Source organism: Burkholderia sp. 4M9327F10 (genome assembly GCF_005503145.1).
Classification (GTDB): Bacteria; Pseudomonadota; Gammaproteobacteria; order Burkholderiales; family Burkholderiaceae; genus Paraburkholderia.
The window spans coordinates 1-22,028 of record NZ_SCNV01000040.1 but is presented as its reverse complement, the minus strand read 5'-3'; the positions used below and the strand labels follow the sequence as shown (position 1 = coordinate 22,028).

Genomic DNA, 22,028 nt, shown 5'->3' with positions numbered 1-22,028 from the left:
ACACCATCCTCGCCGCGACCTCAGGCATCATAAATCAATGCGCCGCCGAAGCCGCCGCGCCGGCGTCACCACCCGCGCGCTCGGGTCTCGTGATCCAGATCAGCCCGATCAGCGCGACAAAAATTCCCGCCGAGATAAAGAACAGATCGTTCACGCCCAACTGCGCGGCCTGTTGCGACGCCATGTTGTTGAACAGACCATACGCTTGAGGCTGACTGAAGCCGGCCGTGCCCATCTGCCGGATCGATTGATCGAACACCGGGTTGTACGCATTGGCCTGCTCGGTCAGTTGCGCGTGATGCAGGATCGTGCGGTGATCCCACGCGGTCTGGAAGATCGACGTACCGATACCGCCGCACATGATCCGCACGAAGTTCGACAGACCCGATGCGGCCGGAATCCGGTTGCCGGGCAGGCCCGACAAGGTGATCGACACGAGCGGAATGAAGAACCCCGCCATCGCGATGCCCTGAATCAACGTGGGCAGCAGCAGCGAGCCTTCATCCACTCCGGTCGTATAGCGCGAGCGCATCCAGAAGCACAACGCAAATACGAGGAACGACAAGGTGGCGATATAGCGCGGGTCCGTACGCGGCAGGATCTTGCCGGTGAGCGGCGAGAGCAGCACCGCGAACAGCCCGACCGGCGCCATCACGAGACCGGCATCCGTCGCCGTATAGCCGATGTCGGTCTGCAACCACAGCGGCAGCAACACGAGATTGCCGAAGTAGAGTCCGTAGCCGATCGATAGCGCAACCGTGCCGCCAGTGAAGTTACGCTTGCTGAACAGCGACAGGTCGACCACCGGATGCTCCGCGGTCAGCTCCCAGACAATGAAGAACGCGAGCGCGATCACGGCGGTCAACGCCAGCACCACGACAGTGGTCGACGAAAACCAGTCGAGATCTTTGCCCTTGTCGAGCATGATCTGCAGCGAGCCGACCCAGACAATCAGCAAGCCGAGCCCGACGCCGTCGATGGGCGCCTTGCGAATCACCGAGTCGCGATTGCGGAAGATCGACCATGTCGCAATGGCGGCTACCGTGCCGACCGGAATGTTGACGTAGAAGATCCACGGCCACGAGATGTTGTCCGAGATCCAGCCGCCCAGAATGGGTCCTGCCACCGGCGCAATCAGGGTGGTCATCGCCCACATGGAAAGCGCCATCGGCGCCTTGGCGCGCGGATAGCTGGCGAGCAGCAGGGTTTGCGACAACGGAATCATCGGCCCGGCCACCGCGCCCTGCAGCACGCGCGAGGCGAGCAGGAAGGGCAGTGACGGAGCCAGGCCGCACATCCACGACGAGATCACGAACAGGATGATCGACGCCATGAACAGGCGCACCTGGCCGATGCGCTCGGTGAGCCAGCCGGTCAGGGGCACGGAGATCGCGTTCGCCACGGCGAACGAGGTGATCACCCACGTGCCCTGATCGGACGAGACGCCGAGATCCCCGGAGATGGACGGGATCGACACGTTCGCAATCGAGGTGTCGAGCACGTTCATGAAAACGGCCAGCGACACTGCGATGGTGCCGATCACCAGTTGCGCGCCCTCTAACGGCGGATGAGGGACTTGCGCTTGAGCCTGAGCCATGTATTAGAAGCCTTGTTAGAACGTGGCGCAGCCTTACATTGCCTTCGTGGATGCCTTCGTATCGCGCGCAGCGGAATTCTGCGAGCCGGCGGGGCTTTGGCTAGTGGCCTGACTTGCACCGTGGCCTGCATTCGGGCCGGCGTTTTCAGCAATGATGCGGGCGATTTCCGCGTCGGCCTGGTCGCCGTACTTGTCGAACACATTGGTCTGGTAAACCGTGTTCGGCACATCGCCCAACTGGCCGCCGTTTTCGTCCTTGATGTTGACGTCGACGTTCATCGACAGGCCAATGCGCAGCGGATGCTTTTCAAGCTCTTGCGGGTCGAGCGCGACCCGCACCGGCAGACGCTGCACCACCTTGATCCAGTTGCCGGTCGCGTTCTGCGCCGGCAGCAGCGAGAAGGCCGAGCCCGTGCCTGCCGAGAAGCCCACCACCTTGCCGTGGAACACCACCGACGAACCGTACACGTCCGCCGTCAGTTCAACCGGCTGACCGATGCGCATATGCTTCAGCTGAACTTCCTTGAAGTTCGCGTCAACCCATACGCCGCCGAGCGGCACGATCGCCATCAGCGGGTTGCCCGGCGAGACGCGCTGGCCGACCTGCACCGAGCGCTTCGCGACATAGCCGGTGACCGGCGCCGGCAGCGTGTTGCGGGCGTTGGCCAGATAGGCGTCGCGCACCTTGGCGGCGGCTGCTTCGACGTTCGGGTGGTCGGCAATCGTGGTGTTGGCGGTCAGCGCGCGGTTCGAGGCGAGCTGCTGCTTGGCGGCGTCGAGCGCGGCCTGGGCGCTCTTCACGGCGTCGCGGGCGTGGGAGATCTCTTCCAGCGACACAGCGCCGGTCTGGGCCACCAGCATGCGGCGGCGCAGGTCGTCCTGGGCGCGCGACAGATCCGCTTCACGCACTTCCACTTGCGCCTGGTACTGGTTGTCGTCGGCGAACAGGCCGCGCACCTGGCGCACCACCTGGCCGAGATTGGCTTCGGACTGTTGCAGCGCGACGCGTGCGTCGGCCGGGTCCAGCACGACCACCGGGTCGCCGGCCTTCACTGTCTGCGTGTCGTCGGCATTGACCGCGATGACTGTGCCGGTCACTTGCGGCGTGATCTGCACGACGTTGCCGTTCACATACGCGTCGTCAGTCGACTCGTGGAAGCGCGCCACGAGGAAGTAGTACAGCCCGTAGGCGATTGCGGCAATCAGGATCACGATGACGAGCAGCGTCATCATGCGCTTGCGTTTGCCGTTGTTCGCTGCTTGTGCGCTGGCAGCGGGTTGCTGGGGGGTGCTCATGGATATGCTCCGTATTCTCTCAATCTGCGTCGTTTATTCGGATGGGCGTGCGCGTTCAGTTCGCTGCTGCCTGCGTGGCCGGTACGGCGGAGGCGGCTGGCGCTGCCTTTGCATCGGCCTGAGCGTCGGCCTTAGCGTCGGCCTTAGCGTCGGCCTTAGCGTCGGCCTTGGCGTCGGCCTTGGCGTCGGTAGGCACCACAAGGCCGGTCTGCGTCGCGTCGAAACCGCCGCCTAGTGCCTTGATGAGGCCGATCTGCATGTCACGGCGTCTCATCTTGAGGTTCGTCACCGTCTGCTCGGCGGCGAGGCGGTTCTGGTCGGCGGTCAGCACCTGCAGTTGCTCCGAGAGGCCGGCCTTGTAACGGATCACGGCCAGCTGATAGGCCTTGGTCGAGGCGTCGAGCGCCCGCTGCGCGTCGCCCGACTGCTGGTCGATCGAGCGGATCGTCGCAATTTGCGTGGCCACGTCCGACAGCGCATTGATCAGCGTCTGGTTGTAGTTCGCCACATCCAGATCGAAGTCGGCGTAACGGCCCTTCAATTGCGAGCGCAATGCACCGGCGTCGAAGATCGGCAGGTGAACAGCCGGACCGAACTGCATGTTACGGCTCGATGAAGTCAGGAATTTGCCCCAGCCGAACGCGTCGAAGCCGAGCCCCGCGGACAGGTTGATGTCCGGGAAAAACTCCGCCTTCGCTTCCTTCACGTCGTGCATTTCGGCTTCCACCTGCCAGCGTGCCGCCACGATATCCGGGCGGCGTGACACCAGATCGGCAGGCACGTTATCCGGCAGTGCGACGGTGTTGCCGGTCGTCAAAACCGGCTTGGCGATCTGCAGGCCGCGGTCGGGCCCCTTGCCGAGCAGGGCGCCGAGCTGGTAGCGCACCGTGGTGATCTGGCCGTCGAGGTCGGTCAGGTTGGACTGGCTGGTGGCGATATTGCCGTTCGCGGTCTGCCGCTCGACATTGGTGTCGAGGCCGGCGGCGACGCGTCCGTTGGTGATCCGGCCGATGTCCTGGCGATTGGCGATTTCACGCGCGGCGATATCGCGCAGCGCATACAGTTGCGCGAGCTGGTTGTAGGTGCTGGCAACCGAGGCGGCGAGCGTCACGCGCGCCTGCTGCATATCCGCCTCCGCCGCTTTTTCCTGCGACACCGCCTGGCCGAGGCGTTGCCGGTTCTTGCCCCACAGGTCCAGATCCCACGAGGCGCTCGCCAGCACGTTGTTTTCGCTATACCACGTGCCGCCATAGGGTGGCGGGTAGATCGAGTTTGCCGAGTAGATCTCGCGGTTCCACGAGTAGCTGCCGTTGACCTTCGGATACAGGTTCGAGCGCGAACTTTCGATGTACGACGAGGCCTTGGCGATGCGCGCCTGCGCCTGGGCGATCGACGGACTGCCTTCCAGCGCCTCCGCAATCAGTTGCGGCAGTTGCGGGTCGCCGAACTGGTTGGCCCAGTCGAGCGACGGCCACTGGCCGCCCTGCGACGGCAGGCTCTGGTTCGACTCGTACTGCCCCGGCGACGACATCTGCTTGTCGCTCTTGATACCAATGTAGTTCGCGCACCCTGTAAGGGCGAGCGCCGCCACCGCTGCGGTGACGGCGGCCCGGCACGACAGTGCGGGCGCGGACAGGGAAAGGGATTTCATCGCTCGACTCTTTGCGTGTGAGTGGAATGTAATGATGGACACTGCAATCAGCTTATGACGATCGGCCGTCGGAATTTATTGTCATGTCACGGGTTATGCCCGATAGATCGCAGCCGCTGTTGGTCAGCACACGGCGCAGCATGCTCTTCAGAAAACCGACTTCTTCCGGTGTGAAACCGGCCAGAAGACCGTCCATGACGCCGTTGAAAATCGCCGGCATGCGTCGCGCAATGCTGTGGCCTTCGGGTGTCAAGGCGAGCCGGACAACCCGCCGGTCTTCAACGCTGCGCACCCGGCTCAGCAGTCCGCGCTTCTCCAGCCGGTCGACTAGGCGCGTGACTGCGCTGGCGTCAATGCCGTATTCACGGGCCAGTTCGGCCGCCAGCAGGCATTTTCCGCTCGCCACCATGAACAGGATGCTGGCCTGCTGGCTGGTAATGCCAAGCTCGGCCATGGTGCGTTGCGTCACAAGATTGGACGCGGTCGATTTCACGCGCGAAATCAGATAGCCGACGCTTTCGCCTAGCTGGTAGGCACTGATTTCCGGCGACATTTGGGTCTGATCCGTCATGATTCTCATGCGACTGCAATGGTTGACTAAGCAGGATTATAAGAGGGGGTTAGTTGACACGGCAAGCGTTATTGCAGCTTAGGCAAGGATCTATACCCACTCAAGCTCTTAAAAGCCGACGACCGCCATGGGAGAATCGGAGCGCATGGGCGCGCCGGTGCTGGCCGGCACGGCTCCTGGCGCGGAGTGGCGCAGGTGCCGGCAAGTAGGAATGAAACGTAAGGAAAGGTGTGTCCCGATGTCGGGATCAGGGCAGTGGGATGGCAGCTAGTAAGGGAATACCAGAGAACCTTAATCTGCGCGTGCTATAATTTTGGGTTCCCAAAAGTGCGCTTTGGGCTTTGTTGGCTTTGTACACAATGCTGCTGCTGGCGCACTCAACTGTCCCCAGGTTCCTATGACCCGCGCCCTACGCAACATCGCCATTATTGCCCACGTCGACCACGGCAAGACTACGCTCGTCGACCAGCTCCTCCGTCAGACCGCCACGTTCCGTGACAACCAGCAGGTTGCCGAGCGCGTGATGGACTCGAACGACATCGAAAAGGAACGTGGCATCACGATCCTGTCGAAGAACTGCGCGGTCGAGTACGAAGGCACGCACATCAACATCGTCGACACGCCGGGCCACGCCGACTTCGGAGGCGAAGTGGAGCGCGTGCTGTCGATGGTCGACTCGGTGCTGCTGCTGGTCGACGCGGTCGAAGGCCCGATGCCGCAAACGCGCTTCGTCACGAAGAAGGCGCTGGCGCTCGGCCTCAAGCCGATCGTGGTGATCAACAAGGTCGACCGCCCGGGTGCGCGGATCGACTGGGTGATTAACCAGACGTTTGACCTGTTCGACAAGCTGGGCGCGACGGACGAGCAGCTCGACTTCCCGATCGTCTACGCATCGGGCCTGAACGGCTACGCCGGCCTGACCCCGGACGTGCGCGAAGGCGACATGCGCCCGCTGTTCGAAGCCGTGCTGGAACACGTGCCGGTTCGCCCGGCAGATCCGGAAGCCCCGCTGCAACTGCAGATCACCTCGCTCGACTATTCGTCGTACGTGGGCCGTATCGGCGTGGGTCGCATCACCCGCGGCCGTATCAAGCCGGGCATGGCAGTCGCCGTGCGTTCGGGCCCGGACGGCGCGATCCTCAACCGCAAGATCAACCAGGTCCTGTCGTTCAAGGGTCTCGAGCGCGTCCAGGTGGATTCGGCTGAAGCCGGCGACATTGTGCTGATCAACGGCATCGAAGAAATCGGCATTGGCGTGACCATCTGCGCACCGGAAGCCCCGGAAGCACTGCCGATGATCACGGTGGACGAGCCGACCCTGACGATGAACTTCCTCGTGAATTCGTCGCCGCTGGCTGGCCGTGAAGGCAAGTTTGTGACGAGCCGCCAGATTCGCGATCGTCTGATGAAGGAACTGAACCACAACGTGGCGCTGCGCGTGCGTGACACCGGCGACGAAACCACCTTCGAAGTGGCCGGCCGTGGTGAGCTGCACCTGACCATTCTCGTCGAAAACATGCGCCGCGAAGGCTACGAGCTGGCCGTCTCGCGTCCGCGCGTGGTGATGCAGGAAATCGACGGCGTGAAGCACGAGCCGTACGAAAACCTGACCGTCGACATGGAAGACAGCCACCAGGGCGGCGTGATGGAAGAGCTGGGCCGCCGCAAGGGCGAAATGCTCGACATGGCGTCGGACGGCCGCGGCCGTACGCGTCTCGAGTACCGTATTTCGGCGCGCGGCCTGATCGGCTTCCAGTCGGAATTCCTCACGCTCACACGCGGCACGGGCCTGATGAGCCACACGTTCGACTCATATCAGCCGGTCAAGGACGGCGCGGTGGGTGAGCGTCGCAACGGCGTGCTGATCTCGCAGGACGACGGCGCGGCAGTCGCGTATGCACTGTGGAAGCTGCAGGATCGCGGCCGCATGTTCGTGTCGCCGGGCGAGGCGCTGTATGAAGGCATGATCATCGGCATTCACAGCCGCGACAACGACCTCGTTGTGAATCCGATCAAGGGCAAGCAGCTCACCAACGTGCGCGCGTCGGGCACCGACGAAGCCGTGCGTCTCGTGCCGGCAATCCAGATGTCGCTCGAATACGCGGTGGAATTCATCGACGACGACGAACTGGTCGAAGTCACGCCGCAATCGATCCGTCTGCGCAAGCGCTACCTGAAGGAACACGAGCGCCGCAGCGCAAGCCGTAAGGGCGCGGTGGACTGATCCGCCTGCTTCTATCGTGCAATGCAACACAAAAGCCGCCTTTGGGCGGCTTTTGTTATTTCCAGCCCGGTAAACAGTTATCTCCGTTGGCTGTGAATAACACTGTTTCGTTTCCTGGAAAGGTCCGCGAAAGCCCGTCAGGAAAGGCTTTCGCGGCACTGTGTCTGCTATCTGCACTATCTGTTATGTGATATGCTTCCGCGGATGCAAGTTAAGGTCCTTCCAAGCAAGACTTGATTCGCGCAATCCGCCAAACGGTCAGGCCGTGTCGCGGAAGGTTTGAGTAACCCGCTATTTCTCGAGAAACTCGAAGAAAGGTGAGCGTAAACATGATGAAGCAATTCCAGTCGAACTCCTATCTGTTCGGCGGCAACGCTCCGTACGTAGAAGAAATGTACGAAGCGTATCTCGATAATCCGGCGTCAGTGCCCGAGAACTGGCGTGTGTATTTCGACGCGTTGCAGAACGTTCCTGCATCGGATGGCAGCAATGCCAACGACGTGGCCCATGGCCCGATCGTCGAGTCATTTGCACAACGGGCCAAGGCGAATGCCTTCATCCCGCGCACCGCAACGGGCGGCGAAGACCTCGCTACCGCGCGCAAGCAAGTCTATGTGCAGTCCCTCATCGGCGCGTATCGCTTCCTCGGCACGCAATGGGCCAATCTGGATCCCCTGAAGCGCCGCGAACGTCCCGCTATTCCCGAACTCGAACCTGCGTTCTACGACTTCACTGAAGCCGACATGGACCAGGAATTCAGCGCGACCAACCTGTACTTCGGGTTCGAGCGCGCGTCGCTGCGCGAGATCGTCAAGGCGCTGCGCGACACGTACTGCGGCACGATCGGTGTCGAGTACATGTACCTGAGCGATCCGGAACAGAAGCGCTGGTGGAAAGAGCGTCTCGAGTCGATCCGCTCCACGCCGAACTTCTCGGCTGACAAGAAGAAACACATCCTGAACCGCCTGACGGCCGCTGAAGGCCTCGAGCGCTTCCTGCACACCAAGTACGTCGGCCAGAAGCGCTTCTCGCTCGAAGGCGGCGAAAGCTTCATCGCCTCGATGGACGAAGTCGTGCGCCACGGCGGCGCCCGCGGCGTCCAGGAAATCGTCATCGGCATGGCCCACCGCGGCCGTCTGAACGTGCTGGTCAATACGCTCGGCAAGATGCCGGCTGACCTCTTCGCCGAATTCGAAGGCAAGCACGTCGACGATCTGCCGGCAGGCGACGTCAAGTACCACAAGGGTTTCTCGTCGGACGTTTCGACCGAAGGCGGCCCGGTTCACCTGTCGCTCGCGTTCAACCCGTCGCACCTTGAAATCGTCAACCCGGTGGTCGAAGGCTCGGCCAAGGCCCGTATGGACCGCCGCGGCGACGACAGCGGCCTGCAGGTGCTGCCGGTGCAGATCCACGGCGACGCGGCCTTCGCCGGCCAGGGCGTCGTGATGGAAACGCTGAACCTCGCGCAAACGCGTGGTTACGGCACGCACGGCACGCTGCACATCGTCATCAACAACCAGATCGGCTTCACCACGTCGGACCCGCGCGACTCGCGCTCGACGCTGTACTGCTCGGACGTCGTCAAGATGATCGAGGCGCCGGTGCTGCATGTGAACGGTGACGATCCCGAGGCCGTGGTGCTGGCTACGCAGCTCGCCATCGACTTCCGCATGCAGTTCCACAAGGACGTCGTCGTCGATATCGTCTGCTTCCGCAAGCTCGGCCACAACGAGCAGGACACGCCGGCGGTCACGCAGCCGCTGATGTACAAGACGATTGCCAAGCACCCGGGCACGCGCGCACTGTACGCTGAGAAGCTGGTGCAACAAGGCGTGATCACGGCTGCCGACGCGGAAGAATTCGTCAAGGCATACCGCAAGGCGATGGACGAAGGCCATCACACGGTCGACCCGGTGCTCTCGAACTACAAGAGCAAGTACGCGGTGGACTGGGTGCCGTTCCTGAACCGCAAGTGGACCGATGCAGCCGACACGGCAGTGCCGCTCGCCGAACTGAAGCGTCTCGCCGAGCGCATCACCACGATTCCGGAAAACTTCAAGGTGCACCCGCTCGTCGAGCGCGTCATCAACGACCGTCGCGCGATGGGCCGTGGTGAAGCGAAGCTCGACTGGGGCATGGGCGAACACCTGGCATTCGCGTCGCTGGTCGCATCGGGCTACGCCGTGCGCCTGACCGGTCAGGACTCGGGCCGCGGCACGTTCACGCACCGTCACGCAGTGCTGCACGATCAGAACCGCGAACGCTGGAACGACGGCACCTACGTGCCGCTGCAGAACATCGCCGAAGGTCAGGCGAAGTTCACGGTGATCGACTCGGTGCTGTCGGAAGAAGCGGTGCTGGGCTTCGAATACGGTTACTCGACCGCTGAGCCGAATACGTTTGTCGCATGGGAAGCGCAGTTCGGCGACTTCGTGAACGGCGCGCAAGTCGTGATCGACCAGTTCATCTCGTCGGGCGAAGTGAAGTGGGGCCGTGTTTCGGGTCTCACGATGCTGCTGCCGCACGGCTATGAAGGCCAGGGCCCGGAGCACTCGTCGGCACGTATCGAGCGTTTCCTGCAACTGTGCGCAGACCACAACATGCAGGTCGTTCAGCCGACCACGCCGGCGCAGATTTTCCACCTGCTGCGCCGTCAGATGATCCGCCTGTTCCGCAAGCCGCTGATCGTCGCCACGCCGAAGTCGCTGCTGCGTCACAAGGAAGCCGTGTCGGACCTGTCCGAACTGGCAAAGGGCGCGTTCCAGCCGATCCTCGGCGAAATCGACGAAGCGATCGAAGCGAAGAAGGTCAAGCGCGTCGTGGTCTGCTCGGGCCGCGTGTACTACGACCTGCTCGCACATCGCCGCGAAGCGAAGGCAAACGACGTCGCGATCGTGCGTATCGAACAGCTCTATCCGTTCGCGCACAAGCAGTTCGAAGCGGAAATGAAGAAGTACGACAATGCCACCGAAGTGGTCTGGGTGCAGGACGAGCCGCAGAATCAGGGCCCGTGGTTCTACATCGAGCACCACCTGAAGGAAGGCATGAAGGAAGGGCAGAAGCTGGCCTACAGCGGCCGTCCGGCTTCGGCTTCGCCGGCAGTTGGGTACTACGCGAAGCATTACGAGCAGCAGAAGGCGCTGGTTGAAGGTGCATTCGGCCGTCTGAAGAGCGCGTCGATCGCCAAATAACTTTTTGAACCGAACCGGGAAAGCGCAGCGCGCTTTCCCGCACCGCATCTGATGGCTTAAACGTCGCAGATCAGGGTTCGCAGACGGTTCGTTGTCACCAGATACGTATTCAGGAAAATCACAATGGCTATTGTTGAAGTCAAGGTCCCCCAGCTGTCGGAGTCGGTGTCGGAAGCCACCATGCTGCAGTGGAAGAAGAAGCCCGGTGAGGCTGTCGCGGTCGACGAAATCCTCATCGAAATCGAGACCGACAAGGTCGTGCTGGAAGTGCCGGCCCCCGCGGCTGGCGTGCTCGCACAAGTCATCTCCAACGACGGCGATATCGTTACCGCCGATCAGGTGATCGCCAAGATCGACACGGAAGGCACCGCTGGCGCCGCTGCTGTCGAAGCTGAAGTGAAGCCGGCTCCGGTTGCCGCCCCGGCACCCGCAGCCGCACCGGCTGCTCAGGCTGCATCCGCAACGGGTGCCAGCACGGTCGCTTCGCCAGCCGCCGCCAAGCTGCTGGCGGAAAAGAACCTGGCGTCGGGCGACGTCGCCGGCACGGGCCGTGACGGCCGCATCACCAAGGGTGACGTGCTGACCGCCGGCGCCGCTCCGGCACCGGCTGCCAAGGCCGCTCCCGCCGCCGCACCGAAGGCTGCCAAGCCGTCGCTGCCGGACGTCAAGGCTCCGGCATCGGCCGAAGCGTGGCTCAAGGACCGCCCGGAACAACGCGTGCCGATGTCGCGCCTGCGCGCGCGTATCGCCGAGCGTCTGCTCGAGTCGCAGCAAACCAACGCCATCCTCACGACGTTCAACGAAGTGAACATGGCGCCGGTGATGGACCTGCGCAACAAGTACAAGGACAAGTTTGAGAAGGAACACGGTGTGAAGCTCGGCTTCATGTCGTTCTTCGTCAAGGCTGCGGTCCACGCACTGAAGAAGTTCCCGCTGGTGAACGCGTCGATCGACGGTAACGACATCGTCTATCACGGTTACTTCGACATCGGTATCGCGGTCGGTTCGCCGCGTGGCCTGGTGGTGCCGATCCTGCGCAACGCAGATCAGCTGAGCCTCGCCGACATCGAAAAGAAGATTGCTGAATTCGGCCAGAAGGCCAAGGACGGCAAGCTGTCGATCGAAGAAATGACCGGTGGTACGTTCTCGATCTCGAACGGCGGTGTGTTCGGCTCGATGCTGTCGACGCCGATTATCAACCCGCCGCAATCGGCAATCCTGGGCGTGCACGCCACCAAGGAACGCGCTGTGGTCGAAAACGGCCAGATCGTGATCCGCCCGATGAACTACCTGGCGCTGTCGTACGACCACCGCATCATCGACGGTCGCGAAGCAGTGCTGTCGCTGGTCGCCATGAAGGATGCGCTGGAAGACCCGGCGCGCCTGCTGCTCGACCTGTAAGCGCCAGTTCGGCCGGCGCCGGCTCCTGCCATCGTGCAGACCGGCGCCATCTAAGCAGCACGTCTCCAGCATTCGGCAGTACTGGAACGGCGCGCGCCGTGAAACCTGGCCGCGTGCCGTCCCGCCATAAAAAGGATTGTCATGTCCAAAGAATTTGACGTCGTCGTGATCGGTGCCGGTCCCGGCGGCTACATCGCAGCTATCCGCGCTGCGCAGCTCGGCAAGACCGTTGCCTGTATCGAGAAGTGGAAGAACCCGGCCGGCGCGCTGAAGCTCGGCGGCACCTGCCTGAACGTGGGTTGCATTCCGTCGAAGGCCCTCCTGGCGTCGTCGGAAGAATTCGAAAATGCGCAGCACCACCTCGCCGACCACGGTATCAGCGTGTCGGATGTGAAGCTCGACATTACGAAGATGCTGGCCCGCAAGGAAGGCATTGTCGAGAAGATGACCAAGGGCATCGAATTCCTGTTCCGCAAGAACAAGATTACGTGGCTCAAGGGCCATGGCAAGTTCACCGGCAAGACCGACGCCGGCGTGCAGATCGAAGTGAGCGGCGAAGGCGAAACGGAAGTCGTCACGGCAAAGAACGTGATCATCGCCACGGGTTCGAAGGCGCGCCATCTGCCGGGCATCCCGGTCGACAACAAGATCGTCGCCGACAACGAAGGCGCATTGAGCTTCGACTCCGTGCCGAAGAAGCTGGCCGTGATCGGCGCCGGCGTGATCGGTCTGGAACTCGGCTCGGTGTGGCGCCGTCTCGGTGCTGACGTCACGGTGCTCGAAGCGCTGCCGGAATTCCTCGGCGCGGCTGACCAGGCCCTGGCGAAGGAAGCCGCCAAGCAGTTCAAGAAGCAAGGTCTGGATATTCACGTGGGCGTGAAGGTCGGCGAAGTCACGACGACCGACAACAGCGTCACGCTGAACTACACGGATAAGGACGGTAACGCGCAGAAGCTCGAAGCGGATCGGCTGATCGTGTCGATCGGCCGCGTGCCGAACACCGACAACCTCGGTCTCGAAGCGATCGGCCTGAAGGCCAACGAGCGTGGCTTTATCGACGTGGACGACCACTGCGCAACCGCAGTGCCGAACGTCTATGCGATCGGCGACGTGGTGCGCGGTCCGATGCTCGCGCACAAGGCTGAAGACGAAGGTGTGCTGGTCGCTGAAATCATCGACGGCCAGAAGCCGCATATCGACTACAACTGCATTCCGTGGGTGATCTACACCGAGCCGGAAATCGCATGGGTCGGCAAGACGGAACAGCAACTGAAGGCAGAGGGCCGCGAGATCAAGACGGGCCAGTTCCCGTTCATGGCCAACGGCCGCGCACTCGGCATCAACAAGGCGGATGGTTTCGTCAAGATGATCGCCGACGCGAAGACCGACGAACTGCTCGGCGTGCACATCATCTCGGCAAACGCATCGGACCTGATCGCGGAAGCCGTGGTGGCGATGGAGTTCAAGGCGGCATCGGAAGATATCGGCCGCATTTGCCATCCGCACCCGTCGTTGTCCGAAGTGATGCGCGAAGCGGCGCTCGCCGTGGACAAGCGCGCGCTGAACATGTAATCACGCACGCCTGACTGATCGCAGCAGCTTAGCTTCACGACGAAGGCGGGCGGGTTCACTCCCTCCCGCCTTCTTTTTTTGCAGCCACAAAATGAACGTCACCGAATACTACGAAAAAGAACTGCAGACGCGGGGTTATCAATCGGACCCGGCGCAACGCGCGGCGGTCGACCGTCTGCAGCGGTGCTACGAGGAGTGGGTGGAGTACAAGTCGCGCCGCTCGAACGCGTTCACGAAACTGCTGATTCACCCGGACCTGCCGCGTGGCGTTTACATGTGGGGTGGGGTGGGGCGAGGCAAGAGCTTCCTGATGGACAGCTTTTTTACGGTCGTGCCGGTGCAGCGCAAGACGCGCCTGCACTTTCACGAGTTCATGCGCGAAGTGCACCGCGAACTCGAAGAGCTGAAAGGCCAGGCCGATCCGCTCGATGAACTGGCGCGCCGCATCGGCAAGCGCTACCGTGTGATCTGTTTCGACGAATTTCACGTCTCCGACATCGCCGACGCGATGATCCTGTACCGTCTGCTCGACAAGCTGTTCGAGAACCGCGTGCAGTTCGTGATGACCTCCAACTACGATCCCGACACGCTTTACCCGGACGGCCTGCATCGCGACCGCATGCTGCCCGCTATCGAGCTGATCAAGGCCAAGCTCGACGTGGTCAACGTCGATGCGGGCGTCGACTACCGGCAGCGCACGCTGGCTCAGGTCGAGGTGTATCACACGCCGCTTGGCGCCGCGGCCGACAAGGCCCTGCGCGACGCGTACGGGCGTCTTGCCGCGGTGCCCGACGAGAGTCCGATCCTGCATATCGAAAAGCGCGAGCTCAAGGCGCTGCGCCGCGCCGACGGCGTGGTCTGGTTCGACTTCGCGACGCTATGCGGCGGCCCGCGTTCGCAAAACGACTATCTGGAACTGGCGAGCCGCTTTCACGCCGTGATTCTCTCGGGCGTGCCGCAGATGAGCGCGCGCATGGCCTCGGAAGCGCGCCGCTTCACGTGGCTTATCGACGTGTTCTACGACCACAAGGTCAAGCTGCTGATGTCGGCGGCCGTGCCGCCTGAGCAGTTGTACACCGACGGCCCGATGGCCAACGAGTTCAGCCGCACGGTGTCGCGCATTGTCGAGATGCAATCGAAGGAATATCTCGATGCGCCGCGCCGCATCGTGGATACCTCGCTGACCTGAGCGATTCTTAAGGTTGCCGTGATTCCCTAAGACACGGTTTCTATTGCGATAAATCAGGAGCCGCCAGCCTATCGCCGGCGGTCCCGCTAGCCTTTTCAAGATTCGGATTGGTCTTATATTCGCTCTGGGGGTGAACCGATATCTTCTTGGTCATAGATTTTGACGAAGGAGAAGTCCATGACCCCGTACCGCGATATCAATGATGAAGAATGGCAGCGCGTTGCACCGCTGCTCCCCGAGCTGCGTCCGCGCACCGAGTTGCGCGGCCGGCCCCTCGCCAACACGCGTTCCGTGCTCAACGGCGTGCTGTGGGTGATGTACAGCGGCGCCACCTGGTCCGCCATGCCGCGCAAATACCCGTCGTATCAAACCTGCCACCGGCGTTTCAAAGCCTGGCACGAATCGGGCGTGCTCAAGCGCGTGATGGACCAGTTGTACGGCGAGGCGAGCGCCGAGTTGTGCACCATGATGGAGTCGCGCATGCGCATCCACGCCAGCCCCGAAGAGAAGGCTGCGCGTGCGGAAGCCGCACCTGCTGCACCGGCCAAGTCCCCACTCTACGGACCGGCAGCGCCTCAACCGGCGGTGCCTTCGGTATTCGGCTTCGCAGGGCCCTTCAAGCAAGCTGCATGATGAGTCCAACGAATTGAATCCGCTCAAGCAAAAAAACCGGCCGCGCGAAAGAATCGTCGGCCGGTTTTTTTATGGGTTCCTGCAGCGTTGCTGATTGACACCGCACACATGCGGTTGCACTGTGTACGTGACCCTTAAGCCTATTGCTGGCGAATCCAGGTCTGCGAGCGGCCCAGCAGCGAAACGCCGATATACCCCCGCACCACCAGCTTTTGACCGCCGTCTTCAAGGTGCATCTTGCACTTGTAGACCTTGCCGTTTTCCGGGTCGAGAATCTCCCCGCCGTCCCAGCCGTCGCCATCCTTTTTCAGGTCGTTGATGATCGTCATGCCGAGGATCAACTGGTCCTTGCGTGCGTCCGTGCACTCCGTGCAGCGGCGGTCGGGCTGGTCGTTCGGACCGAGCCCCTTGATGACCTTGCCGTCCAGTGCGCCATTGCTGTCCTGGGTGATCTGCACGAGCGCCTTGGGCTGGCCCGTGTGATCGTCGATGGTTTGCCAAGTGCCGATGGGGCTGTCGGCCTGCGCCATGGCGGTGACGGCGCTGGCGAGCAGCACGCCCGCGAGAGCCGCCTGTTTAGCGGTGCGCATCATGATGACGCGGGTGCGTTGAGTGAACGATGTCATTGTCTTCCTCCTTGATGAAAGTCGGCGCGATCGTGGTCGCGCGGCGTTATTGAAAGCGCAGAATACGTGAAAGTGCGCCCGCCGTTTGATAGTGGACCCTCTAATCAAAACGGCGGTACGTACCGGTCACGGTGCAAAACCCGTGCCTCAATTCAACTGATACGAAAAGGTCGCGTTGATGCGCGGGCTACGCGAAGCGCTTTCCACCGGCGCATCGCCCACGGCCTTGCCCACCGAAAGGTCGAGCGTGTAGTACTTGGCGTCGGAGATGCGGAACCCGAACGCAATCGACGAAAGTTTTGAAGGCGAGGGCGTACCCGCATGCAGATACACGCGCGCCATGTCGAACGACACATACGGCGTGAACGTCTGCAGATAAGTGAGGCCCGGCGTGAAGCCGCGATTCAGTTCAATCGACGCACCCCAGCCCGAATCCCCGGACGCTTCACCGGGCTCGTAGCCTTGCGCGAAGTGTTGCGCGCCGAACGAGATCTGTTCCGAGGTGGGCAGCGAATCGGGACTGTACTGGCCCGTCATGGCGACCGCTGTGCCGATCTTGAGCGGCCACTCGTTGGTCTGCGAGAAGCTCGCGCCCGTGCGCGTGAATGTCAGCGAAGCGGGGTTGGTTTCGACGACGCCAGGTATGTTCGACTCGCCGGATTTCGATGCGCCCAGAATATCGAAGGCCTGCGCGACGTTCACGCTCGCCTTGCGCACCTGGCCGGTTTGCACGCTCGCGTAGTCGGCCTGCAACTGCAGCACGCGCACTTGCGAGCGCAGCCCGATCCGCGCGCCGTTGATCTGGTTCTGATAGTCGTCTTCGTCGTGCGACGCGTAGGCCGACACGGTGCCGATCACGCTCTGGCTGTTGCTCAAAAGAAGCGGATAGGACAGCGAACCGCCTATCTTGTCGTTGATGACCGTGCGCTCCACGTAGGAGGGCAGGCCCGGGTTGTCCACCGGATTGCCGCGGTAGTGCGACGCATCGATCTTCGCTACGAGGCCGTCGCTGCCGATCGGCACTGCGCCGTGGGCGGCAAGGTAGGTGACGTTGTCGCGGCCCTTGGGCAGCAGCGCCGAGACGCTCAGTTGCTCGCCGAGCGAGGTCAGGCCGTTTTCGGTCGCGGTGAGGAGTCCCTGCACACCGGGCTGATTGAAATTGACCCCGGCACTCAGATTGACCGGCTTGTGCTCGACCTTGAGTTCGAGCGTGGTGGCGCCGTCGGTGTTTTGCGGCGGCGGCACGTTGGCGGCCACCTTGATGCCCGGCAGTATGCCCAATACATTGATGTAACGCTCGAAGGTGGCGCGCCGCAATGGCCGGTCCTCGCGTATATGTTCGGCGATTGCGCGGATCTTCTCTTCTTCCTTACCCGGGTTGCCGGTGACCTTCACTTCCGACACATAGCCTTCGACCACCGTCACACGCACCACGCCGTTCTCGAAGTTCTGCGCGGGTATGAAGGCAAATGACAGCGCGTAGCCGCGTGACTGATACAGCTTGGTGACCCCGTCGGCCACCTGGATCAAGTCGCCGATCGTGATGTCCTTGCCGACGAGCGGGGTGAAGCGCTGCGCAACTTCGTTGAACGAAATCGTTTTCACGCCTTCCACCTGAAACTTGGTGGGGGTGAGATGCGTCGCCAGCAACGCCTGCAACTGCGGCGCCTGCTGCTGCACCTGCAGCGTGACGTTGGGCCCCTTGTCGGGTGCGTTGACCTGAGGCAACGAATCCATCGGGTTGCCCCCGACGGGACTGCCGCCGACCGCGGGACGCGATTGCGCCTGCACTGCGCCTGCGGCGATGGCCGCCAGCAGGAGTGTCCATCTGCCATACCCGAGTTTCATCGGATTTTCCCTCGTATTGCCGTTTTTATCATTCGAGCGCACCGCCTGGCCTGACGGGGCGTGATCGCTTGTGTGTGGCTTCGCGCATACTGCCATGCTTGCGCGTGTTACGCCACGTGCTCCGTTCGTTGCGGAGCACGTGAGCATGCGAACTGCTTATGCAAACCGCCGCGGCCCTTGCGGAACGCGGCGGCGAGCGGCTGGCGCCGTCCACTGCTGCGGACTACTTATGTTGCGTCGGGATCAGCCCGCCCAGCAGCGAGGTCGCGCCGCTGGCAGCGCTGCTCGTCGAGCCGGTCGCCGAGGTGAGCGTGCCGGTGAGCGTCGAGAGCAGGCCCGTGACAGGCGAGAGCAACGAGCCCGCCGGCGTGCCGTTGGCTGCGGTGGTCACCGTGCTTACGACGCCGGTGACTGCCGAGAGTGGGTTGGAGCTGTTCGCGGCGCTCGTGACGTTACCCAGAGCCGAAGTGACCGAGCCCAGCGGGACGCTGCCGAGCAAGCCCGTGACCGACGCCAGCGGCGTGCCGGCGGTAGCCGACGAGAGCGCTGAGAGCGGCGAGCTGCCGAGCAGCGAGGTCACCAGATTGAGCGGATTGGAGCCGAGGCCCAGGCTGCCGAGCGACGCGTTCAGCGGTCCGAGCAGGCCGTTGGCGGCGGCGCCGGTGGGCGGGCCATTGGCGACGACGACGCTGGTGCTGCCCACGAGGCTCGTGATCAGACCGGGAATCGGCGCTGCGCCGTTCGGGCCGTTCGGATTGACGAGACCGCCGGCGTTCGTGACGGTGTTGCCGATCGAGCCGATCAGTTTGCCCACGTCGGTGCCGAGCGGATTTTGCGTGGTCGAGCCGACGCTCGATCCGGCCGTGCTGATGGCGCCGCCGATCTGCCCGAGCAAGCCGGAGACCGGTGCGCCGAGGCCGGTGGTCGTCCCGACTGTCTGCGTGAGGATGCCCGCCGTCTGCACGAGCGGCGTAATGGCGGTGCTGACAGGCTGCGTGATCTGCTGCACCGGCCCTGACGACAGCACGTTGCCAAGCACCGTGCCGCCGACGTTGACCGCGCCGGCAACCGTGCTGAGCGTGCTTGCCAGCGGCGTCGTAATGGGCGAGAGCGGGGCCAGCGTGCCCGTGCCGAGTCCGGCGACGGTGGTGCTCAAGCCCTGCACGACGCCGCTCGTGGACGACACAACCGAGCCGAGGCCGCCCACCGTCGTGCCGAGCGGATTGGCGACGGAGCCGGTCTGGCCGACGCCGTTGCTGACCGCGTTGGCGAGCGCGGTCAGCGGAGTGCTGGCGGCCGACACGGTGCTGCCGAGTCCTTGCGTTACCTGCGAGCTGAGACCTGGGATGCTTTGCGACGAGATCGTATTGCCGAGGTCGTTGACGGTTTGCGCTGCTGCCGTCACCGCGCCGGTGGTGCCGGTAGAGCCGGTGGTCGTGGTAGTGGTGGTCGTGCCGCCGCCGGGCGTGCTACCGCTGCTGCCGGTGCTGCCGCCGGTGGTGGTGGTCGTGCCGCCGCTCGAGCCGCTACCGGTGGTGGAGGCGACCGGCGGCACGGTGAGGCCGCTGCCGCCACAAGCGGCGAGGAGGCACGCGACGGCGAGTGCGGTAAGCGGTGCGCGCAGTGACGACACGGTCGCGCAGGCCGCCTCGGGAACAAAAAAACGTGGGGTGGACATAGGGTGCTCCTCGGTCTCTTGTGAGTCTGAATGGATGGTCTCCGCGCGCCTGTGCAGCCATCTCTGAGCGGCGCCGCTCAGTTCAGGCGAAGCTGGGGAAGCCGCGTATCCGCTGCTGCCCGCTTCGCCTGGTGATCGGATTACTTTTTCGGGCTGCCGCCGAGCAGGCCACCCAACAGCGAGGTGACGGGCGAAAGCAGGCCGCCGACGGCGTTGCTGCTGCTGCCGGTAGTCGAGGTCAGGCCGCTGATCGGGCTGGCCGAGGCGGTGGTTGTGACGCTCTTGGTGGCGTTGCTGGCAGTCGTCGTCGTGCTGCCGAGCGTGCCGGTGACCGTCGAGAGCAGGCCCGTGACCGGGGCGAGCGGGCTGCTGCTGCCGCCCGTTGCGCCGTTCAAGGCGCCCGTGACGCTCGACAGCAGGCCGGTGACGGGCGCCAGTGCGCCGCCGCTGGAAGCGCTGCCTGCGGCGCCGGTTACGCTGCCGAGCAGACTGGTCACGGGAGCAAGCGGGTTGCTGCTGCCGCCCGTTGCGCCGCTCAGGGTACCGGTGAGACCGGAGAGCAGGCCGGTGACAGGAGACAGCGGGTTGCTGCCGCTGGTGCTTCCGCCGGCTACTGAAGTCAGGCTGCCGAGCAGGCCGGTGACCGGGGCGAGCGGGCTGCTGCTGCCGCCCGTTGCGCCGCCCAGGGTGCCGGTGAGACCGGAGAGCAGGCCGGTGACAGGAGCCAGCGGGTTGCTGCCGCTGGTGCTTCCGCCTGCGACCGAGGTCAGGCCGCCGAGCAGGCCCGTAAGCGGGGCGAGCGGGTTGGTGCTGCCGCCCGTCAGCAGGCCGCCGACCGACGAGACCGTTGTGCCTGCACTCGTCACGACGTTGCCGAGGCCCGTGGTGACCGGGTTGTTGCCGGTCGAAGCGAGCAGGCCGCCGGCCTTGCCGAGGCCGCCGCCGATCGTCGACAGCAGGCCGTTGACCGGCGCGCCGAGACCCGTCACCGTGCCGACCGTCTGGGTCGTGGAGGCGACCATCGAGGTGATCGGCGTGATGGCCGTGCTGAGGGTTTGCGTGACCTGTTCGACCGGACCGGTGGAGAGGGCCGTCGTCAGCGTGCTGCCGCCGTTGGTGACGGCGCCACCGAGTGTGTCGATCACACCGCCGAGCGGCGACGTAAGCGCTGAGAGGGGGGCGAGCGGGCCGCTGCCGAGGCTTGTCACGAGATTGCCGGTGCTGGTGACCGCGCCGCCGACGTTGCCGACCACGCCGCCCAGACTGGAGACCGTGGTGCCGATTGCATTGCCGCCGGTGCCGAGCTGGCCAAGGCCTTGCGTGACGCCATTGCCAAGGGTGGAGACGGCCGCGCCGACGTTCTGCACGATCCCGCCGAGCGACTGGGTGGTTGCCGAGCTCAGCCCCGGGACGGTTTGCGAACCGATCACCGAGCCGAGCCCCGAGACCGTCGAGCCGACGTTGCTCACGATATTGCCGGTGTTGCCGGCCACGGTGCCGAGTGCGTTGGCTTGCGCCGAGGCGCTGCTCGAGCCGCCGCCCGAGCTCGATGAGCCGCCGCCGGTGACGCCACCCGTGGTGCTTCCTGAGGTGCTGCCGGCGCCGTTTCCTGAACCCGAGCCATCCGAGGCGCCGGATGTCGCGCCCATACCCGAGCCGTTGCCGCTCGTCGTCGACAGCGTGCCCCCATCGCTGCCGCTACCGCTGCTACCGTTGCCCCCCGTCCCCGAACTCAAGGTGCCCGAGCCGCCGCAGGCGCTCAGTGACAGCATGGCTGCTGCCGTTGCCGCGAGTAACGTTGCCCGTACCGTGAAGTTAGCCGTTTGAATGTTCATGTCGCCCTCGAATCGCATGTGTTGTTGGGTAGTGCTGCGGGCCTATCACTGCAACACCCATGCCATTTCAACTGGAGAATGCGCAATGAATCTGCTGGGCAGGGCTGAAAGCAAGCGACAGCGCGGCTTTGCGGGCGATTGATGGAGCATTTATCGAATCGGAATGACGCTTGAATGGCGCGTTTGAAATCGGTTTCTTGCCGTGCGTAACGTAACGAGCCGGATTCGGCGTTACGGTGGGATGCGTAACGTGGGGATGGGCGGCGCTTGAAACGATCTGTTCAAACGGATAATTAGTGCAGCGAATCTAACCTATGGTTAGTCCTATGTGCTGCAACGCACGAAGTGCCGTTAATCTAGCTGGACAGATGGCTTCAAACAAAATAGCGCCCATAGGGCGGCGGACAATTGCTTTAATACGATTGGTACGCTATAAAAGCCCTGAGCATCTAAGTTTGACGAGGGAGGTGCGATATCGAACAGACGGCCAAACGTAATTTAATGCTTTGAAGCCGGCTGCGATGACTGTGCTGTGGCAGTGCAAAAGACCCGCGATCGATGAGCGAGAGAATCATCGGTTACGGCACTGCAGAGGCGGTCATCATGGCGTTGTTGCATAAATCGAATTTGAAGGCAAAGGTGGACCTTTGATGCTGACTTCAAACGATGCGAACGGATTGCGGGCGAGCGAGAGCCGTCATGCGGTTGAGCACGCC

At 63.2% G+C, this 22,028-nt stretch carries 14 protein-coding genes; 6 read left to right on the top strand and 8 right to left on the bottom strand.

Features of this window, described 5'->3' with window-relative positions; translation table 11 throughout:
* Positions 1-34: 34 nt before the first annotated feature.
* Genes FFS45_RS28250 through FFS45_RS28235 form a run of 4 tightly spaced genes read right to left on the bottom strand, consistent with a single transcriptional unit; the run spans position 35 to position 5,115 of the window.
* On the bottom strand, positions 35-1,597 hold the full coding sequence (locus FFS45_RS28250; RefSeq protein WP_137957932.1) for a DHA2 family efflux MFS transporter permease subunit: 1,563 nt from the start codon (positions 1,595-1,597) through the stop codon (positions 35-37).
* Positions 1,598-1,630: 33 nt separating this feature from the next.
* A complete protein-coding gene (locus FFS45_RS28245) occupies positions 1,631-2,893 on the bottom strand; it encodes an EmrA/EmrK family multidrug efflux transporter periplasmic adaptor subunit (protein ID WP_137957931.1) in 1,263 nt (420 codons plus the stop codon).
* 55 nt (positions 2,894-2,948) lie between these two features.
* On the bottom strand, positions 2,949-4,544 hold the full coding sequence (locus FFS45_RS28240; RefSeq protein WP_137957930.1) for an efflux transporter outer membrane subunit: 1,596 nt from the start codon (positions 4,542-4,544) through the stop codon (positions 2,949-2,951).
* Positions 4,545-4,596: 52 nt separating this feature from the next.
* Positions 4,597-5,115: a MarR family transcriptional regulator gene (locus tag FFS45_RS28235; protein WP_137957929.1), complete on the bottom strand. Its 519-nt coding sequence runs from the start codon at positions 5,113-5,115 to the stop codon at positions 4,597-4,599.
* A gap of 397 nt (positions 5,116-5,512) precedes the next feature.
* Here FFS45_RS28235 and typA point away from each other — a divergent pair, with 397 nt between their 5' ends.
* The 6 genes from typA to FFS45_RS28205 all read left to right on the top strand — a co-directional run bounded on the left by typA (position 5,513) and on the right by FFS45_RS28205 (position 15,325).
* Positions 5,513-7,339 (top strand): translational GTPase TypA, encoded by a 1,827-nt coding sequence (gene typA, locus FFS45_RS28230; protein WP_137957928.1) that lies wholly within the window; start codon positions 5,513-5,515, stop codon positions 7,337-7,339.
* 329 nt (positions 7,340-7,668) lie between these two features.
* A complete protein-coding gene (locus FFS45_RS28225) occupies positions 7,669-10,530 on the top strand; it encodes a 2-oxoglutarate dehydrogenase E1 component (protein WP_137957927.1) in 2,862 nt (953 codons plus the stop codon).
* Between the two features lie 123 nt (positions 10,531-10,653).
* On the top strand, positions 10,654-11,931 hold the full coding sequence (gene odhB, locus FFS45_RS28220) for a 2-oxoglutarate dehydrogenase complex dihydrolipoyllysine-residue succinyltransferase (RefSeq protein ID WP_137957926.1): 1,278 nt from the start codon (positions 10,654-10,656) through the stop codon (positions 11,929-11,931).
* A gap of 141 nt (positions 11,932-12,072) precedes the next feature.
* A complete protein-coding gene (gene lpdA, locus FFS45_RS28215; RefSeq protein WP_137957925.1) occupies positions 12,073-13,503 on the top strand; it encodes a dihydrolipoyl dehydrogenase in 1,431 nt (476 codons plus the stop codon).
* Positions 13,504-13,594: 91 nt separating this feature from the next.
* Entirely contained in the window at positions 13,595-14,692 is a 1,098-nt protein-coding gene (gene zapE / locus FFS45_RS28210; RefSeq protein ID WP_137957924.1) for a cell division protein ZapE, read from the top strand.
* 177 nt (positions 14,693-14,869) lie between these two features.
* Entirely contained in the window at positions 14,870-15,325 is a 456-nt protein-coding gene (locus FFS45_RS28205) for a transposase (protein WP_137957923.1), read from the top strand.
* Between the two features lie 140 nt (positions 15,326-15,465).
* Here the strand turns inward: FFS45_RS28205 and FFS45_RS28200 are convergent, their stop codons facing one another.
* The 4 genes from FFS45_RS28200 to FFS45_RS28185 form a co-directional block, all read right to left on the bottom strand.
* On the bottom strand, positions 15,466-15,951 hold the full coding sequence (locus tag FFS45_RS28200; RefSeq protein ID WP_137957922.1) for a DUF2147 domain-containing protein: 486 nt from the start codon (positions 15,949-15,951) through the stop codon (positions 15,466-15,468).
* A 147-nt stretch (positions 15,952-16,098) separates the two neighbouring features.
* On the bottom strand, positions 16,099-17,799 hold the full coding sequence (locus tag FFS45_RS28195; protein ID WP_137957921.1) for a POTRA domain-containing protein: 1,701 nt from the start codon (positions 17,797-17,799) through the stop codon (positions 16,099-16,101).
* A 223-nt stretch (positions 17,800-18,022) separates the two neighbouring features.
* Positions 18,023-19,477, bottom strand: coding sequence for a collagen-like triple helix repeat-containing protein (locus FFS45_RS28190; RefSeq protein WP_137957920.1), 1,455 nt, complete (start codon positions 19,475-19,477; stop codon positions 18,023-18,025).
* A 140-nt stretch (positions 19,478-19,617) separates the two neighbouring features.
* On the bottom strand, positions 19,618-21,312 hold the full coding sequence (locus FFS45_RS28185; protein WP_137957919.1) for a collagen-like triple helix repeat-containing protein: 1,695 nt from the start codon (positions 21,310-21,312) through the stop codon (positions 19,618-19,620).
* Positions 21,313-22,028: the final 716 nt, after the last annotated feature.

What these genes read in the sequence shown, in the direction of transcription:
- FFS45_RS28195 (WP_137957921.1), bottom strand. Translation starts at nt 17,799, where the DNA reads ATGAAACTCGGGTATGGCAGATGGACACTCCTGCTGGCGGCCATCGCC.
- typA (WP_137957928.1), top strand. Translation starts at nt 5,513, where the DNA reads ATGACCCGCGCCCTACGCAACATCGCCATTATTGCCCACGTCGACCAC.
- lpdA (WP_137957925.1), top strand. Translation starts at nt 12,073, where the DNA reads ATGTCCAAAGAATTTGACGTCGTCGTGATCGGTGCCGGTCCCGGCGGC.
- odhB (WP_137957926.1), top strand. Translation starts at nt 10,654, where the DNA reads ATGGCTATTGTTGAAGTCAAGGTCCCCCAGCTGTCGGAGTCGGTGTCG.
- FFS45_RS28200 (WP_137957922.1), bottom strand. Translation starts at nt 15,951, where the DNA reads ATGACATCGTTCACTCAACGCACCCGCGTCATCATGATGCGCACCGCT.
- zapE (WP_137957924.1), top strand. Translation starts at nt 13,595, where the DNA reads ATGAACGTCACCGAATACTACGAAAAAGAACTGCAGACGCGGGGTTAT.
- FFS45_RS28250 (WP_137957932.1), bottom strand. Translation starts at nt 1,597, where the DNA reads ATGGCTCAGGCTCAAGCGCAAGTCCCTCATCCGCCGTTAGAGGGCGCG.
- FFS45_RS28205 (WP_137957923.1), top strand. Translation starts at nt 14,870, where the DNA reads ATGACCCCGTACCGCGATATCAATGATGAAGAATGGCAGCGCGTTGCA.
- FFS45_RS28225 (WP_137957927.1), top strand. Translation starts at nt 7,669, where the DNA reads ATGATGAAGCAATTCCAGTCGAACTCCTATCTGTTCGGCGGCAACGCT.
- FFS45_RS28235 (WP_137957929.1), bottom strand. Translation starts at nt 5,115, where the DNA reads ATGACGGATCAGACCCAAATGTCGCCGGAAATCAGTGCCTACCAGCTA.
- FFS45_RS28240 (WP_137957930.1), bottom strand. Translation starts at nt 4,544, where the DNA reads ATGAAATCCCTTTCCCTGTCCGCGCCCGCACTGTCGTGCCGGGCCGCC.
- FFS45_RS28185 (WP_137957919.1), bottom strand. Translation starts at nt 21,312, where the DNA reads ATGAACATTCAAACGGCTAACTTCACGGTACGGGCAACGTTACTCGCG.
- FFS45_RS28245 (WP_137957931.1), bottom strand. Translation starts at nt 2,893, where the DNA reads ATGAGCACCCCCCAGCAACCCGCTGCCAGCGCACAAGCAGCGAACAAC.
- FFS45_RS28190 (WP_137957920.1), bottom strand. Translation starts at nt 19,477, where the DNA reads ATGTCCACCCCACGTTTTTTTGTTCCCGAGGCGGCCTGCGCGACCGTG.